The 21,515-nt window shown below is 63.9% G+C and carries 21 protein-coding genes; 12 read left to right on the forward strand and 9 right to left on the reverse strand.

Annotated elements, in window-relative coordinates:
* The first annotated feature begins 3 nt into the window (after positions 1-3).
* Together FEJ81_RS10305 and FEJ81_RS10310 are read left to right on the forward strand one after the other, a co-directional pair.
* Complete coding sequence (locus FEJ81_RS10305; RefSeq protein WP_138245208.1) at positions 4-1,449, forward strand: ethanolamine ammonia-lyase reactivating factor EutA; 1,446 nt, start codon at positions 4-6, stop codon at positions 1,447-1,449.
* Between the two features lie 95 nt (positions 1,450-1,544).
* Entirely contained in the window at positions 1,545-2,882 is a 1,338-nt protein-coding gene (locus FEJ81_RS10310) for a glutamine synthetase family protein (protein ID WP_138245209.1), read from the forward strand.
* A gap of 2 nt (positions 2,883-2,884) precedes the next feature.
* On the opposite strand, the gene FEJ81_RS10315 is transcribed toward FEJ81_RS10310, so the two are convergent.
* From FEJ81_RS10315 to FEJ81_RS10340, 6 genes are all read right to left on the reverse strand, one after another.
* Positions 2,885-3,508 (reverse strand): helix-turn-helix domain-containing protein, encoded by a 624-nt coding sequence (locus FEJ81_RS10315; protein ID WP_229504699.1) that lies wholly within the window; start codon positions 3,506-3,508, stop codon positions 2,885-2,887.
* Positions 3,509-3,805: 297 nt separating this feature from the next.
* Positions 3,806-4,609 carry an ABC transporter permease gene (locus FEJ81_RS10320; protein ID WP_138245211.1) on the reverse strand — a complete coding sequence of 268 codons (804 nt, stop codon included), beginning with the start codon at positions 4,607-4,609 and terminating at the stop codon, positions 3,806-3,808.
* Positions 4,606-5,550 (reverse strand): ABC transporter permease, encoded by a 945-nt coding sequence (locus FEJ81_RS10325; protein WP_138245212.1) that lies wholly within the window; start codon positions 5,548-5,550, stop codon positions 4,606-4,608. Before FEJ81_RS10325 ends, FEJ81_RS10320 begins: the two co-directional genes overlap by 4 nt.
* Positions 5,550-6,626, reverse strand: coding sequence for an ABC transporter ATP-binding protein (locus tag FEJ81_RS10330; RefSeq protein WP_138245213.1), 1,077 nt, complete (start codon positions 6,624-6,626; stop codon positions 5,550-5,552). Before FEJ81_RS10330 ends, FEJ81_RS10325 begins: the two co-directional genes overlap by 1 nt.
* Positions 6,627-6,677: 51 nt before the next feature.
* Entirely contained in the window at positions 6,678-7,916 is a 1,239-nt protein-coding gene (locus FEJ81_RS10335) for an ABC transporter substrate-binding protein (protein WP_138245214.1), read from the reverse strand.
* Positions 7,917-8,270: 354 nt separating this feature from the next.
* The gene (locus FEJ81_RS10340) at positions 8,271-8,510 is read right to left on the reverse strand and encodes a DUF5816 domain-containing protein (protein WP_138245215.1); all 240 of its coding nucleotides are present in this window, start codon (positions 8,508-8,510) and stop codon (positions 8,271-8,273) included.
* A gap of 184 nt (positions 8,511-8,694) precedes the next feature.
* Here FEJ81_RS10340 and FEJ81_RS10345 point away from each other — a divergent pair, with 184 nt between their 5' ends.
* Positions 8,695-9,105, forward strand: a complete 411-nt coding sequence (locus FEJ81_RS10345; protein WP_138245216.1) for a universal stress protein — start codon at positions 8,695-8,697, stop codon at positions 9,103-9,105.
* A 45-nt stretch (positions 9,106-9,150) separates the two neighbouring features.
* Here FEJ81_RS10345 and FEJ81_RS10350 read toward each other — a convergent pair whose 3' ends face one another.
* Complete coding sequence (locus FEJ81_RS10350; RefSeq protein WP_138245217.1) at positions 9,151-9,594, reverse strand: universal stress protein; 444 nt, start codon at positions 9,592-9,594, stop codon at positions 9,151-9,153.
* 117 nt (positions 9,595-9,711) lie between these two features.
* Positions 9,712-10,722: a mechanosensitive ion channel family protein gene (locus tag FEJ81_RS10355; protein ID WP_138245218.1), complete on the reverse strand. Its 1,011-nt coding sequence runs from the start codon at positions 10,720-10,722 to the stop codon at positions 9,712-9,714.
* A gap of 138 nt (positions 10,723-10,860) precedes the next feature.
* On the opposite strand from FEJ81_RS10355, the gene trmB reads away from it, so the two are divergent.
* The 8 genes from trmB (at position 10,861) to FEJ81_RS10395 (ending at position 19,652) form a co-directional block, all read left to right on the forward strand.
* Positions 10,861-11,928, forward strand: coding sequence for an HTH-type sugar sensing transcriptional regulator TrmB (gene trmB, locus FEJ81_RS10360; RefSeq protein WP_138245219.1), 1,068 nt, complete (start codon positions 10,861-10,863; stop codon positions 11,926-11,928).
* Between the two features lie 277 nt (positions 11,929-12,205).
* A complete protein-coding gene (locus FEJ81_RS10365; RefSeq protein WP_138245220.1) occupies positions 12,206-13,672 on the forward strand; it encodes an extracellular solute-binding protein in 1,467 nt (488 codons plus the stop codon).
* A gap of 127 nt (positions 13,673-13,799) precedes the next feature.
* Positions 13,800-14,750: a carbohydrate ABC transporter permease gene (locus tag FEJ81_RS10370; RefSeq protein WP_394349659.1), complete on the forward strand. Its 951-nt coding sequence runs from the start codon at positions 13,800-13,802 to the stop codon at positions 14,748-14,750.
* Positions 14,750-15,784, forward strand: coding sequence for a carbohydrate ABC transporter permease (locus tag FEJ81_RS10375; RefSeq protein ID WP_138245221.1), 1,035 nt, complete (start codon positions 14,750-14,752; stop codon positions 15,782-15,784). The genes FEJ81_RS10370 and FEJ81_RS10375 overlap by 1 nt, the downstream gene beginning before the upstream one ends.
* 4 nt (positions 15,785-15,788) lie before the next feature.
* The gene (locus FEJ81_RS10380; RefSeq protein ID WP_138245222.1) at positions 15,789-16,976 is read left to right on the forward strand and encodes an ABC transporter ATP-binding protein; all 1,188 of its coding nucleotides are present in this window, start codon (positions 15,789-15,791) and stop codon (positions 16,974-16,976) included.
* 120 nt (positions 16,977-17,096) lie between these two features.
* On the forward strand, positions 17,097-18,215 hold the full coding sequence (locus FEJ81_RS10385) for a Gfo/Idh/MocA family protein (RefSeq protein ID WP_394349635.1): 1,119 nt from the start codon (positions 17,097-17,099) through the stop codon (positions 18,213-18,215).
* An 89-nt stretch (positions 18,216-18,304) separates the two neighbouring features.
* Positions 18,305-18,550 carry a DUF7127 family protein gene (locus tag FEJ81_RS10390; RefSeq protein ID WP_138245224.1) on the forward strand — a complete coding sequence of 82 codons (246 nt, stop codon included), beginning with the start codon at positions 18,305-18,307 and terminating at the stop codon, positions 18,548-18,550.
* A 133-nt stretch (positions 18,551-18,683) separates the two neighbouring features.
* A complete protein-coding gene (locus FEJ81_RS10395; RefSeq protein WP_138245225.1) occupies positions 18,684-19,652 on the forward strand; it encodes a sugar phosphate isomerase/epimerase family protein in 969 nt (322 codons plus the stop codon).
* Positions 19,653-19,689: 37 nt separating this feature from the next.
* Here FEJ81_RS10395 and FEJ81_RS10400 read toward each other — a convergent pair whose 3' ends face one another.
* Positions 19,690-19,965 carry a HalOD1 output domain-containing protein gene (locus FEJ81_RS10400; RefSeq protein ID WP_175416398.1) on the reverse strand — a complete coding sequence of 92 codons (276 nt, stop codon included), beginning with the start codon at positions 19,963-19,965 and terminating at the stop codon, positions 19,690-19,692.
* A gap of 379 nt (positions 19,966-20,344) precedes the next feature.
* Here FEJ81_RS10400 and FEJ81_RS10405 point away from each other — a divergent pair, with 379 nt between their 5' ends.
* Positions 20,345-21,505 carry a tubulin/FtsZ family protein gene (locus FEJ81_RS10405; RefSeq protein ID WP_138245226.1) on the forward strand — a complete coding sequence of 387 codons (1,161 nt, stop codon included), beginning with the start codon at positions 20,345-20,347 and terminating at the stop codon, positions 21,503-21,505.
* The last annotated feature ends 10 nt before the right edge of the window (positions 21,506-21,515 follow it).

Raw genomic sequence — 21,515 nt, forward strand, 5'->3', positions numbered from 1 at the left:
TAGATGCCCGGCGCGGACCCCGAGACGCTGTCCAGCATCGGCATCGATATCGGAACGACGACAACGCAGGTGATCGTCAGCGATCTCGTCCTCTCTGCCCCTACGTACAACGGTGCAGCGACCGTCGACGTGGTCGAGCGGCGGGTCCGCTACCGCAGTCCGATCCGGCAGACACCGTTTGCGGGCGATCAGGAAATCGACACCGACGCCGTCGGCGAACGCATCGATGCCGACGTGCGGAAGGCGGGATTGACGCCGGACGAAATCGATACCGGTGCGGTCATCGCGACCGGCGAAGCGGCGCGGAAAGCCAACGCGGAGGCGTTGATAACCCGGTTAGCGGAACGCACCGGCGAGTTCGTCGTCGCGACGGCCGGCGCGTCGCTCGAGGCGGTGCTGGCCGGCTACGGGTCCGGTGCCGGAGATCGAAGCGGTACCGATGGGTCGACCATCGCAACCGTCGATATCGGCGGTGGGACGACGAACATCGCCGTGTTCGAAGACGGCAAACCGTTGCAGACGCGATGTCTCGACGTCGGCGGCCGGCTCGTCCGGTTCGACGACGACGGGCTCGTCCGCGCGGTCGCGGAACCGATCAGGCGCTGTCGGCCGCCGGACCGCTCCGCGATCGACATCGGGTCGACGCGGTCGGACGCGGACTGGAACGCGCTCGCACGGCGGCTGGCTGATCGTGTCTTCGATGCCATCGAGGGGCCGCCGTTCGACGAGACGACGCGGGCGCTGGCGGTTACCGATCTCCCCGAGACTGCGGTCGATATCGATGAAGTCGTGTTTACCGGCGGCGTCGGTCGCCTCGTTTCGGACCCCGCGGTCGATACTCGCGATCCCCTCGAGTACGGTGATCTCGGCGTTCGTCTCGCCGCCGCGATCCGAACCCACGAGCGGTTCGACGCGCTCCCGGTCCGGCAGTCGGCCGAAGACATCCGGGCGACCGTCATCGGCGCGGGAACGCGAACGACGACGTTTACCGGTCGAACGATCGCTCCGGCGGCCGCGTTGCTGCCGGCCAGAAACCTCCCGGTGCTCGCACTCGAGGGACTCGAGGCGGCGGACTCCGTCGACGCCGTGCGAGCGCGGACGGCGGCGGTGCTCCGAACCGCCCGGAACCGCCGGGATATTACCGGGCTGTTCGCCCTCCACGTCTCGAGCGTGGGGCCGCTCGCCTACGACCGGCTTCGACTCGTCGCGCGGGGGATCGCCGCTGCCTGCGATGCCCGACTCGACGGATCGCAGCCGTTGGTTCTATTGACCGAACAGAACTGCGCGAAAGTGCTCGGCCAACTGCTCGAGTCGATGATCGACGCCGAATCGGTGATGGTCCTCGACGAACTCGCGGTCACCGAAGACGAGTACGTCGATCTCGGAACGCCGGTCGCGGAAAACGCCGCCGTTCCGGTAACGATCAAGACGCTCGTATTTGACGAATGATTGGCTATCGAGCGAAAGCGATGGTGCAACGACTGTCATCTCGGATCTCGATGTGAGGATTTAACCCAATCGGGTCGCTTCTCTCCGAGTATCACATGGGTTCGAACAGCGCAGCGAGCGAGTACGACCGGGTACGAGTGCTGTGGACCGACCTGAACGGCATCGCCCGCGGAAACGTCGTCCCCGCATCGACTTTCGACCGGCAACGCGAGGACGGGTTCGGATTCGCAGCGGGAGTCGCGGAGCTGACGCTCGAGCCGGGACTTCTCGAGAACTCAACCTACGGTCCCGAAAGCGGTGACGTCGTCGCTGTTCCGGATGCAGCGCCGCCGATACCGCTCGAGTGGCGTGAGGGAGTCGGGCTCGCGTTCGCCGATCTCACACACGTCGACAGAACGCCGTTTGCCCTCTGTAGTCGCACTGCCCTAGATCGCGTGACCGCCGCGCTCGAAGCGGCCGGATACGTTCCACGGGTCGGTATCGAACTGGAGTTTTCGGTGCTTCGATCGGCCGACGACGGCGGCTACGAACCGTTCAACGACCGAAGCTCGTACGCAATGGACGCGCTCGATCGGGCGACGGAGTTGATAGACGACTGGACCGACGCAATGACGGCCGCCGGACTCGAGGTGACGTGTGTCCATCAGGAATCCCAGCCCGGCCAGTACGAGATTACCTTCGAACACGGAGATCCGATCGAAATTGCCGACGGCGTCGCCTTCGTTCGGCACATGCTCACGTCGGTGGCCAACCAGCACGGGGTGACAGCCTCGATGATGCCGGCTCCGTACACGGGGGCGGACGCCAACGGAATGCACGTCCATCTGAGCTTGTGGGACGACGCGCTGGAAACGAACGCGTTCGCGGCCGAGACGAACGACCTCGAGTTCCCGTCCGGAACGCGACCCGACGGAGCCGGGATTTCGGCGGTTGCACGACACGCCATCGCAGGGCTCCTCGCACATTCGAACGCGCTTACGGCGGTCTGTGCGCCCACGGTCAATTCCTACCGGCGGTTACGACCCGGTTCTTGGGCCCCGGTTTCTATCGCGTGGGGGCCGGACAACCGATCGACCGTGCTCCGCGTTCCCCCGCATCTGGGCCCCGCCACCCGTCTCGAGTTCCGCCTCCCCGACACGTCGTCGAATCCGTATCTCGTGCTCGCTGCCGTGCTCGCGGCCGGACTGGACGGCATCGAAAATCAGCGCGACCCGCCCGCGCCGACGACTGGAAACGCGCAGCGAGAGGAACACGAACGGCTCCCGCGAACCCTCTGGGCTGCACTCGACCATCTCGAAGCGAACGAGGTCGTGGCTCGCCAACTGGGTGAGCCGCTCGTGGAATCGTTCATCTCGATAAAGCGAGACGAGTTCGACCGGTATCAGGGAGCCGTCTCCGAGTGGGAACGCGAGACGTATCTCGACGCGTTCTGAGTTCAGGTCCGCGAGGAGACGTACTCGTCGGTCGTCGCGTCTCCCGTGGTCGGCCCGGCATCCGTCAACAGGGGAAACACCGCCTCGAGTATCTTCGCCTCGGACCGACGAAGGTGATTACCGACGGTCGATGCGTTCGCCGAGTCGGTCTCGGCGAGGGTTTCGATACTGCAGGCTCGCGGCGAATCGTAGTAGCCACGGTCGATTGCTCGAGCGAGAATCTCGCGCTGTCGAGGGGAGAGACGTTGGACGGCCTGCTTGATATCGATCAGTCCGGTCAGTAGCCCGTCGAGTTCGGGTGCGCCGAGGGAGTCGACCGTGATCGAGCCGAGATTCCGGAGTTCGTCGTGGGCTTGACTTACCGCTTCGTTCGTCGGGACGATCACGCTCCAGTGTTCCCGTCCGTCGGCGACGGTCGCCGGAACGGTCGGGAAACACCGGTTTCGGAGGAGCACGTTCAGGACCGGTTCGGTGTCGTCGTCGTACTCGCCGACGAGCGAGACGTACGCGTTTTCGCTCGCCTCGTCGTACTGTAGCAGCTGCGCCGTCGTCATCACCGGATGGTCGTCGAGCCACGCGACGAGTTCGTCGATCGCCGAGCCTCGAACGTTGTTGAGCTCGATCATCGTAATACTACTCCCGAGCAGCCGATAGGAGTAGATTATCGTCGCTGTGACATCCGGAAACGTCTCGTTTATCGTCTCGGTCCAGCAGCCGTCGTGTCGTATATAAAACGTGTATTCGAGCACGGTCGCGCCTCCGTTTGATTACATTCGTAACTGGTACGGCCAGTATATACGCATTTCTACCACTGTTTAGATCACTCATTATATTATATATACGCATTTTGGGAAAAGTAGAACGAATGTTCGCTAATAGATCGGAGTGGATCGCCCCGGCGATCCGATCGGAAACCTGGCCTATTACCTCTCGGACCGCACCTCCATAACGATCGCCACGAGGAGCAAGAGAAGCGATGCGTAGAAGATCAGCGAGGCGAGTGCCGGGACGACCGGCGTGAACCCCTGGGTCATTCGCCCGTGAATCCACGTCGTGATGGTGATCTCCGAGCCCTTGAGATACGAGACGATGTAGTAGTTGTTCCACGAGAGGACGAACGCAAAGATGGCACCCGAGACGATTCCGTTCGCGATGAGGGGTAACAGCACGTCCTTGTAGATGGTGAGCGTGTCGGCACCGAGATCACGGGCCGCCTCCTCGATGTTCGGGTCGACGCCGAGTGCGCTGATCGAGACGACGAACATGACGATCGGCGAGATCCAGACGGTTTCGCCGATGATCGCCGGCACGATACCGTAGCCGAGTCCGGTCACGCTCGCCCACATCGACATCCCGAGGCCGAGGAGAATCAACGGGAAGAAGATCGGCAAGAGCGCGACGATCTTGAAGTACTCCCGACCGCGGAACGAGTAGCGCGTGTACGCGATCGCCCCCGCCGTACCGATAACGGTGCTGAGAATCGTCACCGGAACCGAGATGCGGATCGTCGAGTCGACGGCGGACTGGACACTCGTCGAGGTCACGGCGTTTCGGTACCACTCGAGGGTAAACTCGAACGGCAACGAGAAGGTCTGGCCGCTGTCGAACGACGCGATGATGAGGCTGAGCAACGGCGTCATCAGGAACGCGATGATGAGGACGAGGTAGCCGTACCAGAGGCCGGTCGACAGTCGAGGGAGCCACGAGCGGTTCGAGCGCGTGCTCATCGGGAACCACCCCGCGATGCGATTTCGGCCAGATCGATCGTCCGCAAGATTACGATGCCACAGACCGTCGTGATGAGCAACAGGCCGACGGCTTGTGCCGAGCCGAGCGGCCAGTTCTGTGAGTAGCCAAACGAGTAACTGATGTTACTCGCCGCGGTGTAGACCGTCCCGCCGCCGAGCAGTTCCGCTTCGACCTCCGCTCCGAGGCTCAGGACGAACACGAACAACGACCCGATGATGACCCCCGGTTTCGACAGCGGGAGGATGATGTCGACGAACTGTTTCGCTCGTCCCGCACCGAGGTCCGCCGCCGCCTCGAGGAGCGAGTCGTCGATCGTACTGATCGAGAGGTAGATCGGGAACAGCATGTAGGGGAGATAGACGTACACCGTTCCGAGCACGACGGCGCTGCGAGTGTAAATGATCGACGGGACGTCCAATCCGACGCTTCCGGCGAGGAGGTCGAAGACGCCGTCGTTGATCAAGAACAGCACCCAGCCGTAGACGCGAATGTTGACGCTCGTAAAGAGCGGAATAATGAGCGCGATCAGAATGGGGAGTTTGAATCGACGAACTTTCGTCGCGAGTGCGTAGGCGGCGGGGTAGGAAACGACGAACGCGACGACCGTCGTCAGCGCACTGATGACGATCGTGTTGAGCGTCACCTCCCCGTAGACGCCCTCGCCGCTGAGCGTTCCCCGTACGATCTCCCGGTAGGCCTCGAGCGTCCAGTCGGCCACGGAAAGCGAAATTACGTTCTCGGTCTGTACCGAGAACAGAACGATCGCGACGATCGGACCCACGAACATGAACGCCAGCAGCGCGAGCAACGGAAGCATGAGCCCGCCCGGTGGGCCCAGCGAGGAGACCGACGCGAGCCGGCGACCGGGCCGGTCAATAGCCGCCGGAACCTTCGAGCGAACGAACTCTTTGACCGACATCAGGAGCCGCCCCCGGTGAGGACGTGCGTTTTCTCGGGTACCCACTGCAGGTACGCGTCTTCGCCGTCCGTCAGCCCGATCTCCGCGACCCGGTCGAGGGGCATTTCAGCGACGTACTCCGCGTCGTCGCGTGTCCCCCGTACCTCGACCAGCGCCGTGTTCCCCTTGTTGAGAACGTTTACGACGGTCACTTGAATCCCGATCTCGCTCTCGAGTGTGGGTTTGACGACGGTGTCGTCGTGACGGACGACCAGATACTCCGGATCCGGCCGATCGGCGGGCCCGTAGGGGAATTCTCGAGTACCCTCGAGCATGGGATGGTCGATACGGACCGTGCCGTCGGCCCGGTCGACGACATCGATCGGGAAAACGTTCGTATCGCCCATGAACTCCGCGACGAACTTGTTGGCCGGCTCTTGATAGATCTCGTCCGGGCTGCCGCGCTGGACGACCGAGCCGTCGTCGATGACGAACAGTTGGTCGCTCATGATCAAGGCCGACTCGAGGGAGTGTGTCACGTAGACGAACGTCGTGTTCAACTCGGCGTTGAGTTCGGTTAGTTCGCGCTGGAGTTTCTTCTGTAACACGTAATCGAGTGACGCGAGCGGTTCGTCGAGCAACAGGATATCGGGTTCGTACGCGAGCGACCGCGTGAGCGCGACGCGCTGTTTCTGGCCGCCGCTGAGATCGCTGACCGGCTTATCGGCGAACTCCTCGGGATCGAGCCGAACCTGTTCGAGTAGTCGCTCGACTCGCCCGTTCGGTTCCAAATTTCGCGCTTCGATCGGAAACTCGATGTTCTCTGCGACGGTCATATGCGGGAACAGCGACCACGACTGGAACACGAGACTCGTCGGCCGCTGCTGTGGCGGCGAGTCGGTGATGTCTACCCCGTCGAGTTCGATCCGGCCCGCAGTCGGTGACAGGTGGCCGGCGAGCATTCTGAGCAGCGTCGACTTCCCGCACCCGCTGGGACCGACGATCGTCGCGAACGATCCCGATTCGATCTCGAATCCGACGTCTTCGACGGCGATGGTCGATCCATACTCCTTTCGTAAGTTAGCAGCTTTGAGCATCTGTTAGAACGTAATTCCGGTAAATTCTTGTTGCAGTCAGTCTCGGTCCGCTTACATCCTCGTCTTCGCTTCGCGCCAGATCGGCTCGAACTTCTCGAGGTCGGGAACGCCCTCGTAGAACACCGATTGTTCGATGATGTCTTCGATCTCGTCGATTCGGAGGACCCGCCGCTGTTCGTCGGTGTAGTTCTCCCACGCGGTCCGGTGGGGGACGACGTTCGTGCCGCCCGAATCCGGCCACGACAGCTCCAGTGCGTTTTCGCCCCGCATCATGTAGGCCATGTAGTTGTCCGAAACGTTCGGCTGAGGGCCCTTGACGAACGATGTCGATTCGACCCAAATGACCGATCCCTCGTCGGGGACGACCGCCTCGAATTCGTAGTTGCCGTCGCGCCGAAGCGATCCGTTGATCCAGTTGCCGCTGATGAAACCGATATCGATTTCGCCGGAGGTCAGCGCCTGATTCATCGAGGCGAAGTCCGTCAGGAGGGTCGAGGCGTTATCGAAGAGATCGAAGGTCGCCTGTCTGACCTGTTCGATTTCCTCGTCGGTGTGTTCTTTGAACGGGTCGATCCCCTCTCGGAGCATGATGATCTGGATGCCCCAGAACATCAGATCGTAGACGCCGACGTCGTACTGGTCGGACCACGCGATGTCGTACGACTGGTAATCCGACTCCGCGACGGTATCAGTATTCACTGCAAACGATGCCCAACCGAACCGTTGGGGGAACGTGTACAGCGTTCCGTCGGCGTCGAAGGTGTAATCGTCCTCGTTAACGAACGCGTACTTGTAGCCGTTCTCGGGCTGGAAGAGGTCGATATACTGATCGAACGTGTACGGCTTCCAACTCTCGTAATCGATCGGGCGGATCAGTTCGGCTTCGGCGAGTCGCGGGACCCACGCCATGTCGAACGTACACTGTTCGAACTGTCGCCACTCGCCGGACTGCAGGCGATTGAACGCTTGTGCGTTGTCCGTAAACAGGTCGATGTTCGTGTTGGCGTTGAACTGTTCGCGAAACGGCCCCTGGACGTTCTCCGCATCGTATCCCGTCCACGTGAGATGGGCGAGCGTCTCCGATGAATCGCGTTCGGTTTCCGACGGCTCGTAGAGCGCGGGATGCTCCTCCGCGGGAACTTCGGCGAGTTCGTCGGTTTGCCACGGTTCGGCCCCTTCTATTTCGTCTTCGCCGCCGAGACAGCCGGCCAGCACGGCGACTCCCGACGCCGCTGCACCGCCGACGCCACGGAGCACGGCGCGGCGATCGAACGACGGTTGGTTTACCATCGCTGCTCCCCGGAGTCACCGGATGCTTTCGAGAACTGGATGAAGTTGTTCCCAATACCCGTAATTGATACCATACACACTCCTTATCCGTATTTCACTTGGTGATTATGGCGCATATCACCGACCGCTTATATAGACGTAAACCACTGCCAGCCCCAAACAGGGAGTGTCCGTGATTTCGGGGTAGTGGGACGGAGCAATCCCGCTCATGCGGACACGGTCGGTCGAGACCGACGGCAGTTGAACCGACGATATCGTCTCTCACTGGTCTCGAGTACCGCGTCGGAGCGCGAGAACCGCCGCTTCGGTCGGTCGAAACGCGGTCAGTCTCTCGGAAAAACGGCGCGGGCGACGTTACTCGTGGGCGGCGTCCCACTCGGTGGGCTTGCGGAAGTTACCACACCGGTTGCACTTGATCCGTCCCATCGAGTCCATCGCGTTATCGAGGCTCTCGCAGTTCGTACAGAACCAGCCGTAACGGCGCTCCGCGTCGGAGGATTCGAAGGCGACGAGAAACGGCCCCTTCGATCCCCTGTCGCCGTCCGTCTCCGAGATGTAGACGGTTTCACCGTCGTCGGTCGACAAGGTTTGCATGCTGGCTGTTCGTACGCCCGCTCCCGGTAAATGACTGTCTGTCCGGGTCGGATTCGCCGCCACGAGCCGTGCCGAGAGAGCGGTCCAATTCCGTCAGTGGTATTAGTCACCATATGAGATAGATTCGCAGTGTAGACTGTCCGTACTGAAAGGTTTACCCGGACGGAAAACGTTCGAACGGCTAATGTCGTTGGTCGTGGTTCCCGTTCGGTATCCGTTGTCAAAGCACTCGCGGCGAACGCTCGAGCGGGCTATCGAGGTCGCTCGCGAGCGCGAGGCAGCGTTGACGATCCTGCACGTCGACCTCTACCAGAACGGGAAGAAAGTGACGCGTATCGACCTGAAAAACGCCGTCGAAAGCTCGTTCGGCCGACTCGAGCGGGCTCGTTACGTCGTCCGGACCGGCTTTCTCGTCGAGGAGAGCATCCTCGATGAAGTCGCCGCGGAGGCGGCTGACGCCGTCGTCATCGGGAGCAAACAGGCGAGTCGCCTGCGGCGGATCTTCCAGCGCTTTACCGACAATCCGGACATCGACCGCTATCTGCGGAGCCACCTCGACTGCGAGGTCATCACGGTCGAAAGCGCACGCGCGTAGCTTCTCACGCGTCGTCTCTGCGTTGTCTCTCGTTCGGTTTCTCCGTTACTCGTTTTTGCCGGCGTTACGGACGACGAACACCGGAATCGAGGCGTTGTCGACCACCCGCTCCGAGACGCTTCCCAACGAGGTCACTTTCTCTCGCGGACTCTTGCCCCGCGTCCCGATGACGATCAGGTCGATCCCCTGCTCGTCGGCGTACTCGAGGATCGTCTTCGAGGGCGTCCCCGTTCGAACCTCGCCGACGGTCTCGAGTCCCTCGGACGCCGCTCGCTCCTCGACGGTGGCGACGGCCTCCCGGCCCTCGTCCTCGAGCGAGCGCTCGAGGTCGGTACTGGTGTCCTCGTCGGCGGCGGCGGTGACGCGGCTGTCGACGACGTACAGCGCGTGGACCGTCGCGTCGTTGTTCGCGGCGATCGGCAGTCCGTGGGCGAGTGTCTCGGGAATCGTCTCGCTACCGTCCGTGGGAATGAGAATGTCGTCGTACATCTGTCGGCTGCCTTCGAATTGAACCGGCGATAGCATAAATTACCCCCACGATAGTGGGCGAGGGAGACCGCGAACCGGGAGTGCTCGAGGACCGTCGTTCGATCGACCCCGCGGCCGTCACCGATCGGCCGGATCGGCGGGGCTCTCGCTCGGCTCGGACCGCTCGCCCGGCTCGACGGGCGAGCCCGCAGCCGGTCGCTCGAAGCCGGAGTCGTCGACGGACACCCGTGCGACGCCGCTCGAGTCGTCGAAGACGTGGTGGCGACGCGGGTAGGCGAACTCGACGTCGATGTCCGCGAAGCGCTCGCCGATGGCTTCCTGGACCGCGGATCGGACGACCACCTGTTTGTAGGGATGGTTCATCCAGAAGTAGACCTCGAGGAGGACCCCGTTATCGCCGTACTCGTCGATGACGCAGTTCGGTGCCGCGGCGTATCGCGCGCTGCCGATCCGGATGTCCGGACCGCCGGAGATGACGTTGTCGACGCCCCGAGCGGCCCGTTCGGCGGCCTGTCGAGCGGCCTCGAGATCGCTGTCGTAGGTGACTTCGAAGCCGACCGAAATCCGCGTGCGTTCGTCCTCCGCGGAGTAGTTGATAACGTCGCGTGCGTGGATCTCGGAGTTGGGGATGACGATAAAGGAGTTCTGCAGCGTGAAGATCTTCGTGTAGCGGATCGTGATGTCCTCGACGAACCCGCGGTGGCCGGCGTCGGTGACCTCGATCATGTCGCCGATCTCGTAGGGGCGGTCGGCCAGCACGTAGAGGCCGTTGATCAGGCTGCCCACGAGCGGCGCGAGGACGATGGCGATCACGGCGGAGATGACGGTCACCGACAGGAGGATCTGGGTGCTGCCGACCCCGATGATACCGGCGGCGACGGTCCCGGCCCAGATGATGACGGTGAGCCTGATCCCCCGCAAGACTGTCCGGGTGACGCTCGGCCGCTCGATCCGGCGAGCGACCGTGCGGCCGGCGAGTCGGACGGCGAGTTTCGAGAGGTACCAGCCGGCGACGAGGACGACGATTGCGAGGACGATTTCGACCGCCTGTTGGGGGACCCACGTTGGAAGTTCGTTCGTGATGTCCTCGGCGATCGAGCGTCCATCCGATTGGAGGACCCCGCGCATACCAACAGGCTCAGGCCCGGTGTGGTTAAGAGTTCTGACCGTCAGGCTCAGGCACCGATATGAAACAACCCGATTTCGAAAACGCGTGCTACTCGATGTATAATAAATCATTTAGCGGTCGGGGGCATATGGTGTCGTATGGCACCAGACGAACTCCGCTCGACCGTCGAACGCGTCGGCGATCGATTCAATCTCGGCGAGTACGAGATCGACGCCTACCTCACCGTATTAGAGCAGGGCCAGCTCACGGCGAGCGAGATTGCGGACAGAACGGACATCCCCCAGCCGCGGGTCTACGACACCGTCCGCAGTCTGAGCGACCGCGGACTGGTCGAACTGCGCGAGTCCCGGCCCATGAAGGTCGTCGCGATCGATCCCGGCGAGGCCTTCGACGACGTCCAGACCTCCTTCGAGCAGATGATCTCGGAACTCGAGGCCCGGTACACCGCGCCGGCCCGCGATACGGAGGCCGTCTCGCTGGTCAAATCGCGGTCGACGATCCTGCGCTACTTGGAGGAGGTCATCGACGCCGCGGAGTTCGAACTCTCGCTGTCGCTGACGCCGGATCTGCTGACCCGGTTCGAGGCGGAGTTGCGCGCGGCCGTCGAGGCCGGCGTGAGCGTCGACCTGATCGTGACGCCGGCGAGCGAGGCCCCCGAACCGTCGGAGTTCGAATACGGCGAGGTCGCGTCGACCGCCCGCGCTCGACGGGGGATCACGACGCCGGTCATCGCCGTCGCGGACGGCAACTACTCGATCTATGCGACCCAAGACGCGCTGCGCGACGACCAGGACCGATACGGCGTCATCTTCAACCGGTCGGCGCTCGGCTTTCTCATCTCCGGCTTCTTCGGTACCGTCCTCTGGACGACCGCCGAGCGATTGCTCGGCGAGGACGGCGCGGCCCGGACCTATCCCCGGAAGTACGCGTCCATCCGGCGGTGCGTGAAAGACCTCCTCGACGAGGGCGGCGAGTTCTACGCGACGATAGACGGTCGAGATGTCGAGGTCGGCGGCCAGCGGATCGTCCGCGGTCGCGTCCGTGACATCTCCTTCGAAGTTAGCGAAGAAGTCGCCAGCCTCACGGTCGAAACCGAGGCGGGCGAGGACGTCTCCGTCGGTGGCCGCGTCGCCGCCCTCGAGGACGTCGAGGCCCACGAGATCCGCATCGGTCGGAACGAACCGCCGGCGCTCGAGGATCAGTGATCGTCACGTCGCGGTAGTTCGAGAGTCACGCGATCGATTGAAACGACCGTTCTGGTTCGATCCGCCGAATGGTAGTCCGTCGGCCGGCATATGCTGGCCGCGATCGGCAATCGGTAATTAGTGGCTGATTCGTGAGTCTTACTGAACGAAGGTCGATGGCGCGCCTGGCCGCGTTCGACAATGGCTGACCATAACCGAAACGATAGTCGAACACTCACATTTTATTACCATATTTATAGCTAACAATTAAGGTGGAGAACGTGGTCCGTTGCCGCGCATGGAACGCGATACCACCGGCCGACGCGACCGCTCCCGCCTCAGACGGCGGTCGTTCCTGAAAGCTGCATCGGCGTCGACGGCGGGGGCGGTCGCCGTCACCGGCTGTCTCGGTCGCGGTCGCCAGTCGGGAACGGTGGTGATGACCGCCGCCTCGGACATCGCGGGGATCATGCACAGCGACGGCGACGAGCCCTCGATTCAGCAGGCGCTCTGGGACGCCGGCCTCGACGAGGACATCAGCGTCGAGATTCAGACGGTCGTCAGCGACTCCGCACAGCGGATGCAAGACGCGCAGGCGACCCTCCAGGCGGGACGTGCCCCACCCGACATTCATATGATGGACAGCGGGTGGACGATCCCGTTTATCCTGCGCGAGCAGACCCTCAACCTGAGCGAGGCGCTCCCGGACGATGTCGTCAGCAGCGTCGAGAACAACTACCTCGAGGCGATCCTCGAGACGGCTCAACATCCACAGACGGGCGACATTCACGCGATTCCGCTGTTCCCGGATTTCGGGCTCATGCTGTACCGGCAGGATCTCATCGAGGACGCCGGCCACGACACCAGCGACTGGGGGAGCGAGCCGCCATCGTGGGAGACGTTCGCGACGGCCGTCGACGACGCGATGGGCCAGTCCGACGTCGACTACGGGTTCACGACGCAGGCGGCCGCGTACGAGGGGCTGGCCTGCTGTTCGTTCAACGAGGTGATGACGACGTGGGGCGGCGCGTACTTCGGCGGCACCGAGAACCTGTTTACCGCCGGAGACCGCCCGATCACCGTCGACGAGCAGTGGACGGTCGACTCGATCCGGATGATGCGCGCGTTCATCGACGGCGACGACCCGAACGGGCTCGATGGCTTCCCCGATATCTGCCCGTCGGCCGTCGTGCAGTGGACCGAACAGGAATCGCTCAATCCCTTCGCGGACGGCAACGCCGTCGCCAACCGTAACTGGCCGTTCGCGATCGCCGAGACCGGCGGCGAGGACGGATTCGGCGAGGATCTCGGCGTCATGGCCCGACCCACCGCGATTTCCCAAGACGAGGCCGAGTACGAGGGCGTCGGTGGCACCGCCGCGGCGCTCGGCGGGTGGAACCTCGCCGTGAGCCCGTTTACGGAGCGCCGCGAGGAGGCCCTGCAGGTCCTCGAGGCGTTCACCACCGAGGAAGTCCAACTCACGATCTTCGAACTGGGCGGGTTCCTGCCACCGAACATCGACCTGATCACCGAGGCCGATCCCGACGAGATCGGCCCGTCCGCGCGGTACACGGAGCAGCTCCAAGCGGCCGGCGAGAACGCGATTCCGCGGCCGGTGACCGACCTCTGGCCCGAACAGTCGGCGCTGATCTATCAGGAGGTCAACGCGGCGTACCGCGGAGCGAAAGCACCCGACACCGCGATGAACGACCTCGCGGAGCGACTCGAGCGGAGCGAAGCGGAGGTATCCGAGAATGACGACTGATCCCGACACTGAGACCGAAACCGAGATCGCGCCGCCGCTGGCGACCGACGGCGGCGCGGTGACCGGCGAGACCGGAACGGGCCGGGAGCGCGACCGGGACCGGACCGGCAACGCCGTCGTCAACTGGATGGAAAACCTGAGCGAGGGAGCGTACGCCTACCTTCTGTTGCTCCCGGCGTTCGCGCTGCTCGCACTGATCGCGTTCTACCCGTTGCTCCGAACGTTCGTCATGTCGCTGCGCGCCGACGAGACGCGCGGAATGGAACCCCTTGGGGAGTTCGTCGGCATCGAAAACTACGTCGACATTCTCACCGGGAACGCCCGACTGGCCCGGCAGTTCCTCGACGTTGGACTGTCGTCGTCGTTCCCCTTTATCGAACTCGGCGTTCCGTTCTTCCAGCAGGCGCTGTTCGTCACGCTCGCGTTCGCGGTCATCAGCGTCGTCCTCGAGACGGTGATCGGGTTCGGGCAGGCCTACGTGCTCGATCAGGACTTCCGGGGTCGGCGCTGGGTCCGCGTGGCGATCATCCTCCCGTGGGCGGTACCGATCGTGATTCAGGGGATGATCTTCTTCCTGCTGTTCCAGCCGACGGTCGGGTTCGGCTCCGACCTCATGCAGAGCCTCGGCATCTTCAGTTCGACGCCGCTTGCCAACAGCCGGGACGCCTTCATCATCATCCTCGTGGCCGACATCTGGAAGTCCTCGGCGTTCATGGCCCTGCTGATCCTCGCCGGGCTCCAGAGCGTCGACCGGAGCCTGTACGACGTCGCTCGCGTTGCGGGGGCCTCGCCGTGGCAGCGGTTCAAACTGATCACGCTCCCACTCGTGATGCCGGCCCTGCTGGTCGCGATGTTGTTCCGAACGATGGACGCGATGCGGGTCTTCGGGCTGATCGAGTCGACCGCGGGCTGTACGACCGTCCCGTCGCTGACCTGCCTCGTCGTCGAGGCGATGTTCGGCGGCACGCGGATCTACGCGACCGCCGCCGCCGTGGCGTTCGCGACGGCGCTCGTGATCGGGCTGATAATCGGCGGCTACGTGGTCCTGTTCCGCGACACCGACGGAGGAATGTACTGATGAGTGATCCCAGAGATTCCATCGATCCGACCGACGCTGGCGACACTGAGACCGAACTGTCCCGCGATCCGACGCTCCGTCGGCCCGACGGCGGCACGTCGATCCTCGAGGACGACCGCGACGCCGAACTCGACCGCGGGCCGTTCCAGCAGTGGGTCGCCGACTCCATCTCCCACCCCGAACGGGTCTACCGGGCGCTGTTCTACGTTGCGGCGATCTTCTTCCTCTTTACGACGCTGTTCCCGTTCTACTGGCTGCTGATGGTCGCACTGACGCCGGAAGGCCAGCTTCAGGACATCGTCTTCACGCCCAACGGCTTCAATCCGGGCGCGTTCGTCGAGGTCTTTCAGGTCATCCCCTTCCACGTCTACATGTTCAACAGCTTCGTGATCGCGCTGGCTTCGACGGTGGTCGTCCTCGTCATCGCCAGCCTCGCGGGCTACGCCTTCGGCCGCCTCGAGTTCCCCGGCCGGACGCCGCTCATGTTACTCGTGCTGGTGATTTCCTTTTTCCCGCCAGCCGCGTTCTTCATCCCGCTGAACGACCTGTTTAACACCTCCTTCTTCTTCCTCGAGCCGATCACCGGCGACGGCACCCTCTACAACACGCCCTTCGCGCTCGTGACGCCGCTGTCGGCGATCTTCATGCCGCTGGCGATCTTCATTCTGACGACGTTTTACTCGCAGATTCCGGACGGGTTAGAGGACGCGGCTCGCGTCGAGGGGACGACCCGGCTGGGCGCGCTCTTCCGGGTCATCATCCCGCTGTCGGCACCCGGCGTCGCGACCGCGGGCGTGTTGACCTTCATCGCCGTCTACAACGAGTTCTTCTTCTCGTTCCTGATGACGGACGGCCAGCCCGAGAACTGGGCACCCATCCTCGACGGCATTCTCGCCTATCAGGGGCAGTACGAAGTGATGTACCACCTCATGGCCGCCGCGAGCATCCTCGGGGTCATCCCCGTCGCGATCCTCGTGGTCATCGCACAGGAAAAGATCGTCAGCGGGCTGACTGCAGGCGCACTCAAAGAGTAACACAATGGCACGAGTACGACTCGAGAACGTCACGAAACGGTACGGAGAGGAAACGGCGGTCGACGACATCAGCCTCGAGGTCGAAGACGGCGAGTTCGTCACGCTGGTCGGCCCCTCGGGCTGTGGAAAGTCCACGACGATGGAGACCGTCGCGGGGTTGACCCAGCCCACCGAGGGCCGGGTGTACATCGGCGACGACGACGTGACGACCCTCGCACCCAAAGACCGGGGCGTCGCGATGGTCTTCCAGAACATCGCACTGTTCCCGCACATGGACGTCTACGAGAACATCTCCTTCGGGCTCCGCCTCCGGAAGTACGACGACGAGGAAGTCAGGCGCCGCGTCGAGCAGGCGGCCGACATCGTCCAACTCGAGGGGATGTTAGACCGGATGCCCGAGGAGATGTCCGGCGGCCAGCAACAGCGGGTCGGCATCGCTCGCGCCATCGTTCGCAACCCGGACGTGTTCCTGATGGATGAGCCGCTGGCGAACTTAGACGCGAAGCTGCGGGTCCACATGCGGACGGAGCTCCAGCGGCTCCACCGGGAGCTCGACGCGACGGTCATCTACGTCACCCACGATCAGGCCGAAGCGATGACGATGTCGAACCGAATCGCGGTGCTGAACGGCGGCAAACTCCAGCAGATCGCGCCGCCGCTGGTCTGCTACAACGAGCCCGCGAACCTGTTCGTCGCGGGCTTTATCGGCTCCCCGTCGATGAACTTCGTCGAGGGGACACTCGTCGAGGGCGGCCTCGAGACGAACAACTTCACCGTCGATCTCGATCCGGCGCGGATTCCGGGTGTTACGGTCGGCGACGACGTAACACTCGGGATTCGGCCGGAGGACGTCCACCTGTCGCGGTTCGTCGAGACGGTCGGTTCGCCGACGGACCCGATCAGTGCTCGAACCGACGTATTAGAGCCGATGGGCGACGAGGTCTTCGTCTACGTCTTGCTCTCCGAGGCTGCGACGGGGTCGATGGATCAAGATCCCGCCACGTCGCCGAATCAGTTGCTGATGAGCGTCACCCCCGACACGGACATCGAGGCGGACCAAGAGATCGACGTCGTCCTCGACCGGTCGAAGATCCATCTCTTCGATACCGCGACCGGCGACGCGCTGGTCCACGGCATCACCGACCTCTCGGAGCGAGAGCCCGGGACGACGCCGACGGAAGCCGACAGCTAAGCCGCCAGCGACTCGAGCGCGCTCGAGTCCTCCGAGTTGTCCGTCGGCCGGCCGCCCCTCGCATCGTTTGGCGACGGACGGAAGTCGCTCGAGTCAAAGAATTCGATATAGCGGTCACGGGTGTATCAGTCCGAAACGAGACGGCCCCGGCAGTTCCAGAATCACAGAGAAATGATAGGAGATCGATCCGACATCGAAACCGGCATCGTTGGCCTCGGCAACATCGGCCAGTACCACGCCGAGCGACTCGTCGACCTCGGCGTGACACTCGCCGGGGGGATGGACGTCGCCGCCGAGGCGCGAACGCGCTTCGCCCGACGGTACGACGTCGATGTCTACGACGACCACCGGGAACTCTACGACACCGTCGACGCCGTCATCATCACGACGCCCAACAAGTATCACGAGGAGTACGCGGTCGACGCCTTCGAGCGGAACCTCCACGTCCTGCTCGAGAAACCGCTCGGTCACTCGATCGAGAGCGCCGAACGGATCGCCGAGGCGGCGAATGCGTCGGACGGCTACGCGATGGTGGGCTTTAACAATCGGTTCGCGAACACCGTCCAGATCGTGCGAAACCGAATCGAACGAGGCGACCTCGGCGACGTGTCCCACGTCGAGGCGAACTACGTCCGGCGGCGCGGCATCCCGGGTCGGGGCTCGTGGTTCACCCGGCGACAGATCGCCGGCGGCGGCGCGCTGATCGACCTCGGCGTCCACGCCATCGATCTCGCCCTCTACCTGCTCGGCTATCCCGAGGTCGAAGCGGTAAACGGCGTCGCCCGCAGCGAGTTCGGCTCCCGCGAGGAGTACGCCTACCTCGACATGTGGGCCGACGACGCGGGCCCCGCCGGGTTCGACGTCGACGACTCCGCCAGCGCCTTCATCCGCTGTGCCGGGAACCGAACCATCTCCCTCGAGGTCGCGTGGGCGACCAACCGGCCAGCGACCCACGAGTTCGTCGCCCGCGGTACCGACTCAGCGGCCCGGTTCGACCTCCTCGAGGGCGATCTCACCTTCCACTCGGCGAGCAAGGTCGGTCCCGACCACCTCGAGGACACGTCGATCGAGACGCGACAGAACGACACCCACTCGGACGAACAACGGGAGTTCTTCGACCGGATCGTCGGCGAGGAGGACCGCGGCAACAGCGTCGCGGAGGCGCTGACGGTCCAGCGAGTCATCAACGGGATCTACCGCTCGAGCGACGAGGGCCGCACCGCTTCGATCGACGAATAAGGGGTGGACGGATCGACGACTGCCGGACGCGTCTCGAGCGGGCAATAGCGTGCACGGCGTTTACGGCGGAGAGCCACCAACGGCCAATCATGGAGACGCCTCCCGAACTGCAAAACGTGGCCGGCGACGAGGACGACGTCACGATCAGCAATCGCGAGTACGAGGACGAGAGCATCATTGCCGTCGATTTCGGCCCCACCGGCGAGAAGCCGACGGTCGACATCATCGACGAGACGGCGATCGTCACCGTCGGCGAGACACAGTTCGAGTTCGACGTTCCGGCCGGCGCGAGCGACGTTACCGTCAACGATGGGATTCTGACGATCTCTGGCTGACGATTCCGCGATCCGGACACCCCGTCACTCGGTGCCCTCGAGTCCGAAGTCCCCCGACCGGCGCTCGGTGAACCGTCGCCACCGAGCGCGTGCGCCCCACGTCTTTATTTTCCCGGCTGTGGACGCTGTTTCCATGGAGATCGGCGTTCACACCCCGCCGCTGGCCGATGAACCGCTCGAAAGCGCGCTGCCCTATCTCGACGGACTCGGCGTCGGCGCGATCGAACCCGGCGTCGGCGGTCACCCGGGACAGGACCACCTCGAGCGGGCCGCGTACCTCGACGACGAGATCGAACAGGCGGAACTTCGCGACCTGCTCGAGGAGTACGGCATGCGGATTAGCGCGCTCGCGATCCACAACAACCCGCTCCACCCCGACGAGGAGCGGGCCGAAGAAGCCGACACCGAACTCCGCGAGGCGATCCGGCTGGCTTCCCAACTCGAGGTCGGGACCGTCACCTGCTTCTCGGGGCTGCCGGCCGGCGGGCCGAACGACGACGTCCCGAACTGGATCACGGCCCCGTGGCCGCCCGAGCACGCCGACGCGCTCGAGTACCAGTGGGAGCGGGCGATCGACTACTGGGGCGAGATCGCCGATGTGGCCGCCGAGCAGGGGGTCGACATTGCCATCGAGATGCACCCGAACATGCTGGTCTACGAGCCCCACGGGATGGCGAGACTGCGCGAGGAGACCGGCGAGCGGATCGGCGCGAACTTCGATCCCTCGCATCTCTACTGGCAGGGGATCACGATCACCGACGCGATCCGGTATCTGGGCGAGCGAGACGCGATCCACCACGTCCACGCCAAAGACACCAAGATCTACGACGCACAGGCCCGCGAGAAAGGGGTGCTGGATACGACCGCCTACGACGACGAGCCGAACCGCTCGTGGCTCTTCCGCTCCGTGGGATACGGTCACGACGAGACCCACTGGAAGGACATCGTCTCGACGCTCCGGATGGTCGGCTACGACGGCGCGTTGAGCATCGAACACGAGGACTCGCTGACCAGCTCCCGCGAGGGACTCGAGAAGGCGATCGATCTGCTCGAGCGGGCGGTCTTCGAGACCCAGCCCGGCGAGGCTTACTGGGCCGAGTGAGCCGACCGGCGGCTCCTCGAGCGGGCCAGTGACCCGGTCAGCGGAGGGGACGAACCTCGATATCGCTGCCGGGGCGGACGACGATCTCGTACCCCTCGTACTCGAGTCGGACGACCACGTCGCCGGCGGTTCCGGCGGTGGTGTGGAACAGTTCGTCGAGCGCCTCCGGGTTGATGACCGTAAACAGCGGGTCGTACGCCGGTGGCTCGACCTCGGTGACGCCGACGCCTTCCTCGGCGGCGATCGCCTCGATGATCGCCTGGGTCGGCGGCACCTCCCCATCGGGCGTCGACGTGTTGTCCGAAGTGGACATACTGTCGTCTATGACAGTCCAGCTGATAAGGGTAATGGCAAAAATACGTGGCTGATGAACAGCCGTAATATCTGCTGTGGCGGTTGATTACCGCGTCTGAATCGGCCGCTGATCGGTCCGTTCTCTCGATCGCTCACCCCGGTCTCGCTCCCGGGGCTCGAGTAGCCACGTCACGGACCGACTGGTATCACTCGATGAAAGTCATGATTAGAAGAGAGTAGTGAGTCCATGAGAGTCTTTTTATCTCCTATACGATGGCCATAACAATATCCGTTTCCGCCGATCCACCGGACGTGGAACCCGTTCCAATCCCGGTCGATCCGCCCGGTCCCTGCTGATCGGTCGCGGTCGCGCCGGGGAACGGCCACGACAGACAGCTATGAAACTCGCACTCATCGGCTTCGGTCAGGCAGGCGGGAAGGTAGTCGACGAGTTCCTGGCGTTCGACGACTCGATCGGCGGCGGCTTCATCGAATCGGCGATCGCGGTCAACTCGGCGACGACGGACCTCAAGGGACTCGAGAACGTATCGGACGAGAACCGCGTCCTCATCGGACAGGCGCGCGTGAAAGGCCACGGCGTCGGCGCGGACAACGAACTCGGCGCGGAAGTCGCCGAGGCGGACATCGACGAGATTCAGGGCGCGATCGACCGGGTCCCGGTCCACGAGATCGACGCGTTCCTGATCGTCGCCGGCATGGGCGGCGGCACCGGGTCGGGCGGCGCGCCCGTCCTCGCGAAACACCTCCAGCGGATCTACACCCAGCCGGTCTACGGGCTCGGCATCCTCCCCGGGACCGACGAGGGCGGGATCTACACGCTCAACGCCGCCCGATCGTTCCAGACGTTCGTCACCGAGGTCGACAACCTGCTCGTCTTCGACAACGACGTCTGGCGCAGCGCCGGCGAATCCGTCGAGGGCGGCTACGACCGCATCAACCGTGAAATCGTCGAGCGGTTCGGCCTCCTCTTCGCCGCCGGCGAGGTCGAACAGGGCGATCACGTCGCCGAGAGCGTCGTCGACTCGAGCGAGATCATCAACACGCTCTCGGGCGGCGGCGTCTCCACGATCGGCTACGCCAGCGAGGTCGTCGAGACGGACGACGGCCTGCTCTCCTCGCTGACCGGCGGCGACGAGTTCGACGAGGGCGCGGCGACGAACCGGATGACCAGCCTCGTCCGCAAGGCTACCCTCGGACGGCTCACGCTGCCGTGTGATGTCGGCAGCACCGACCGCGGGCTGGTCGTCGCCACCGGTCCGCCGAGCCAGCTCAACCGCAAGGGCGTCGAGCGCGGCCGCCAGTGGCTCGAGGACGAGACCGGGAGCATGGAGATCCGCGGCGGCGATTACCCGATCCCCAACCGGGATGAAGTCGGCGCGATCGCCCTGCTGTCGGGTGTGACGGACGTGCCGCGGATCGACCAGCTCCAGCAGGTCGCGATCGAGGCCCAGGAGACGACCGAGAACGTCCGGGCCAGCGCCGAAGAAGACTTCGCGTCGCTGATGGACACCGGTGGCGAACTCGACGCGCTGTTCTAGCGGTTCCGAC

Source organism: Natrinema versiforme (genome assembly GCF_005576615.1).
GTDB classification, from domain to species: Archaea; Halobacteriota; Halobacteria; order Halobacteriales; family Natrialbaceae; genus Natrinema; species Natrinema versiforme_A.

Coding starts and splice junctions, on each gene's coding strand:
- FEJ81_RS10305 (WP_138245208.1), top strand. CDS start 4: ATGCCCGGCGCGGACCCCGAGACGCTGTCCAGCATCGGCATCGATATC.
- FEJ81_RS10310 (WP_138245209.1), top strand. CDS start 1,545: ATGGGTTCGAACAGCGCAGCGAGCGAGTACGACCGGGTACGAGTGCTG.
- FEJ81_RS10315 (WP_229504699.1), bottom strand. CDS start 3,508: ATGATCGAGCTCAACAACGTTCGAGGCTCGGCGATCGACGAACTCGTC.
- FEJ81_RS10320 (WP_138245211.1), bottom strand. CDS start 4,609: ATGAGCACGCGCTCGAACCGCTCGTGGCTCCCTCGACTGTCGACCGGC.
- FEJ81_RS10325 (WP_138245212.1), bottom strand. CDS start 5,550: ATGTCGGTCAAAGAGTTCGTTCGCTCGAAGGTTCCGGCGGCTATTGAC.
- FEJ81_RS10330 (WP_138245213.1), bottom strand. CDS start 6,626: ATGCTCAAAGCTGCTAACTTACGAAAGGAGTATGGATCGACCATCGCC.
- FEJ81_RS10335 (WP_138245214.1), bottom strand. CDS start 7,916: ATGGTAAACCAACCGTCGTTCGATCGCCGCGCCGTGCTCCGTGGCGTC.
- FEJ81_RS10340 (WP_138245215.1), bottom strand. CDS start 8,510: ATGCAAACCTTGTCGACCGACGACGGTGAAACCGTCTACATCTCGGAG.
- FEJ81_RS10345 (WP_138245216.1), top strand. CDS start 8,695: ATGTCGTTGGTCGTGGTTCCCGTTCGGTATCCGTTGTCAAAGCACTCG.
- FEJ81_RS10350 (WP_138245217.1), bottom strand. CDS start 9,594: ATGTACGACGACATTCTCATTCCCACGGACGGTAGCGAGACGATTCCC.
- FEJ81_RS10355 (WP_138245218.1), bottom strand. CDS start 10,722: ATGCGCGGGGTCCTCCAATCGGATGGACGCTCGATCGCCGAGGACATC.
- trmB (WP_138245219.1), top strand. CDS start 10,861: ATGGCACCAGACGAACTCCGCTCGACCGTCGAACGCGTCGGCGATCGA.
- FEJ81_RS10365 (WP_138245220.1), top strand. CDS start 12,206: ATGGAACGCGATACCACCGGCCGACGCGACCGCTCCCGCCTCAGACGG.
- FEJ81_RS10370 (WP_394349659.1), top strand. CDS start 13,800: ATGGAAAACCTGAGCGAGGGAGCGTACGCCTACCTTCTGTTGCTCCCG.
- FEJ81_RS10375 (WP_138245221.1), top strand. CDS start 14,750: ATGAGTGATCCCAGAGATTCCATCGATCCGACCGACGCTGGCGACACT.
- FEJ81_RS10380 (WP_138245222.1), top strand. CDS start 15,789: ATGGCACGAGTACGACTCGAGAACGTCACGAAACGGTACGGAGAGGAA.
- FEJ81_RS10390 (WP_138245224.1), top strand. CDS start 18,305: ATGGAGACGCCTCCCGAACTGCAAAACGTGGCCGGCGACGAGGACGAC.
- FEJ81_RS10395 (WP_138245225.1), top strand. CDS start 18,684: ATGGAGATCGGCGTTCACACCCCGCCGCTGGCCGATGAACCGCTCGAA.
- FEJ81_RS10400 (WP_175416398.1), bottom strand. CDS start 19,965: ATGTCCACTTCGGACAACACGTCGACGCCCGATGGGGAGGTGCCGCCG.
- FEJ81_RS10405 (WP_138245226.1), top strand. CDS start 20,345: ATGAAACTCGCACTCATCGGCTTCGGTCAGGCAGGCGGGAAGGTAGTC.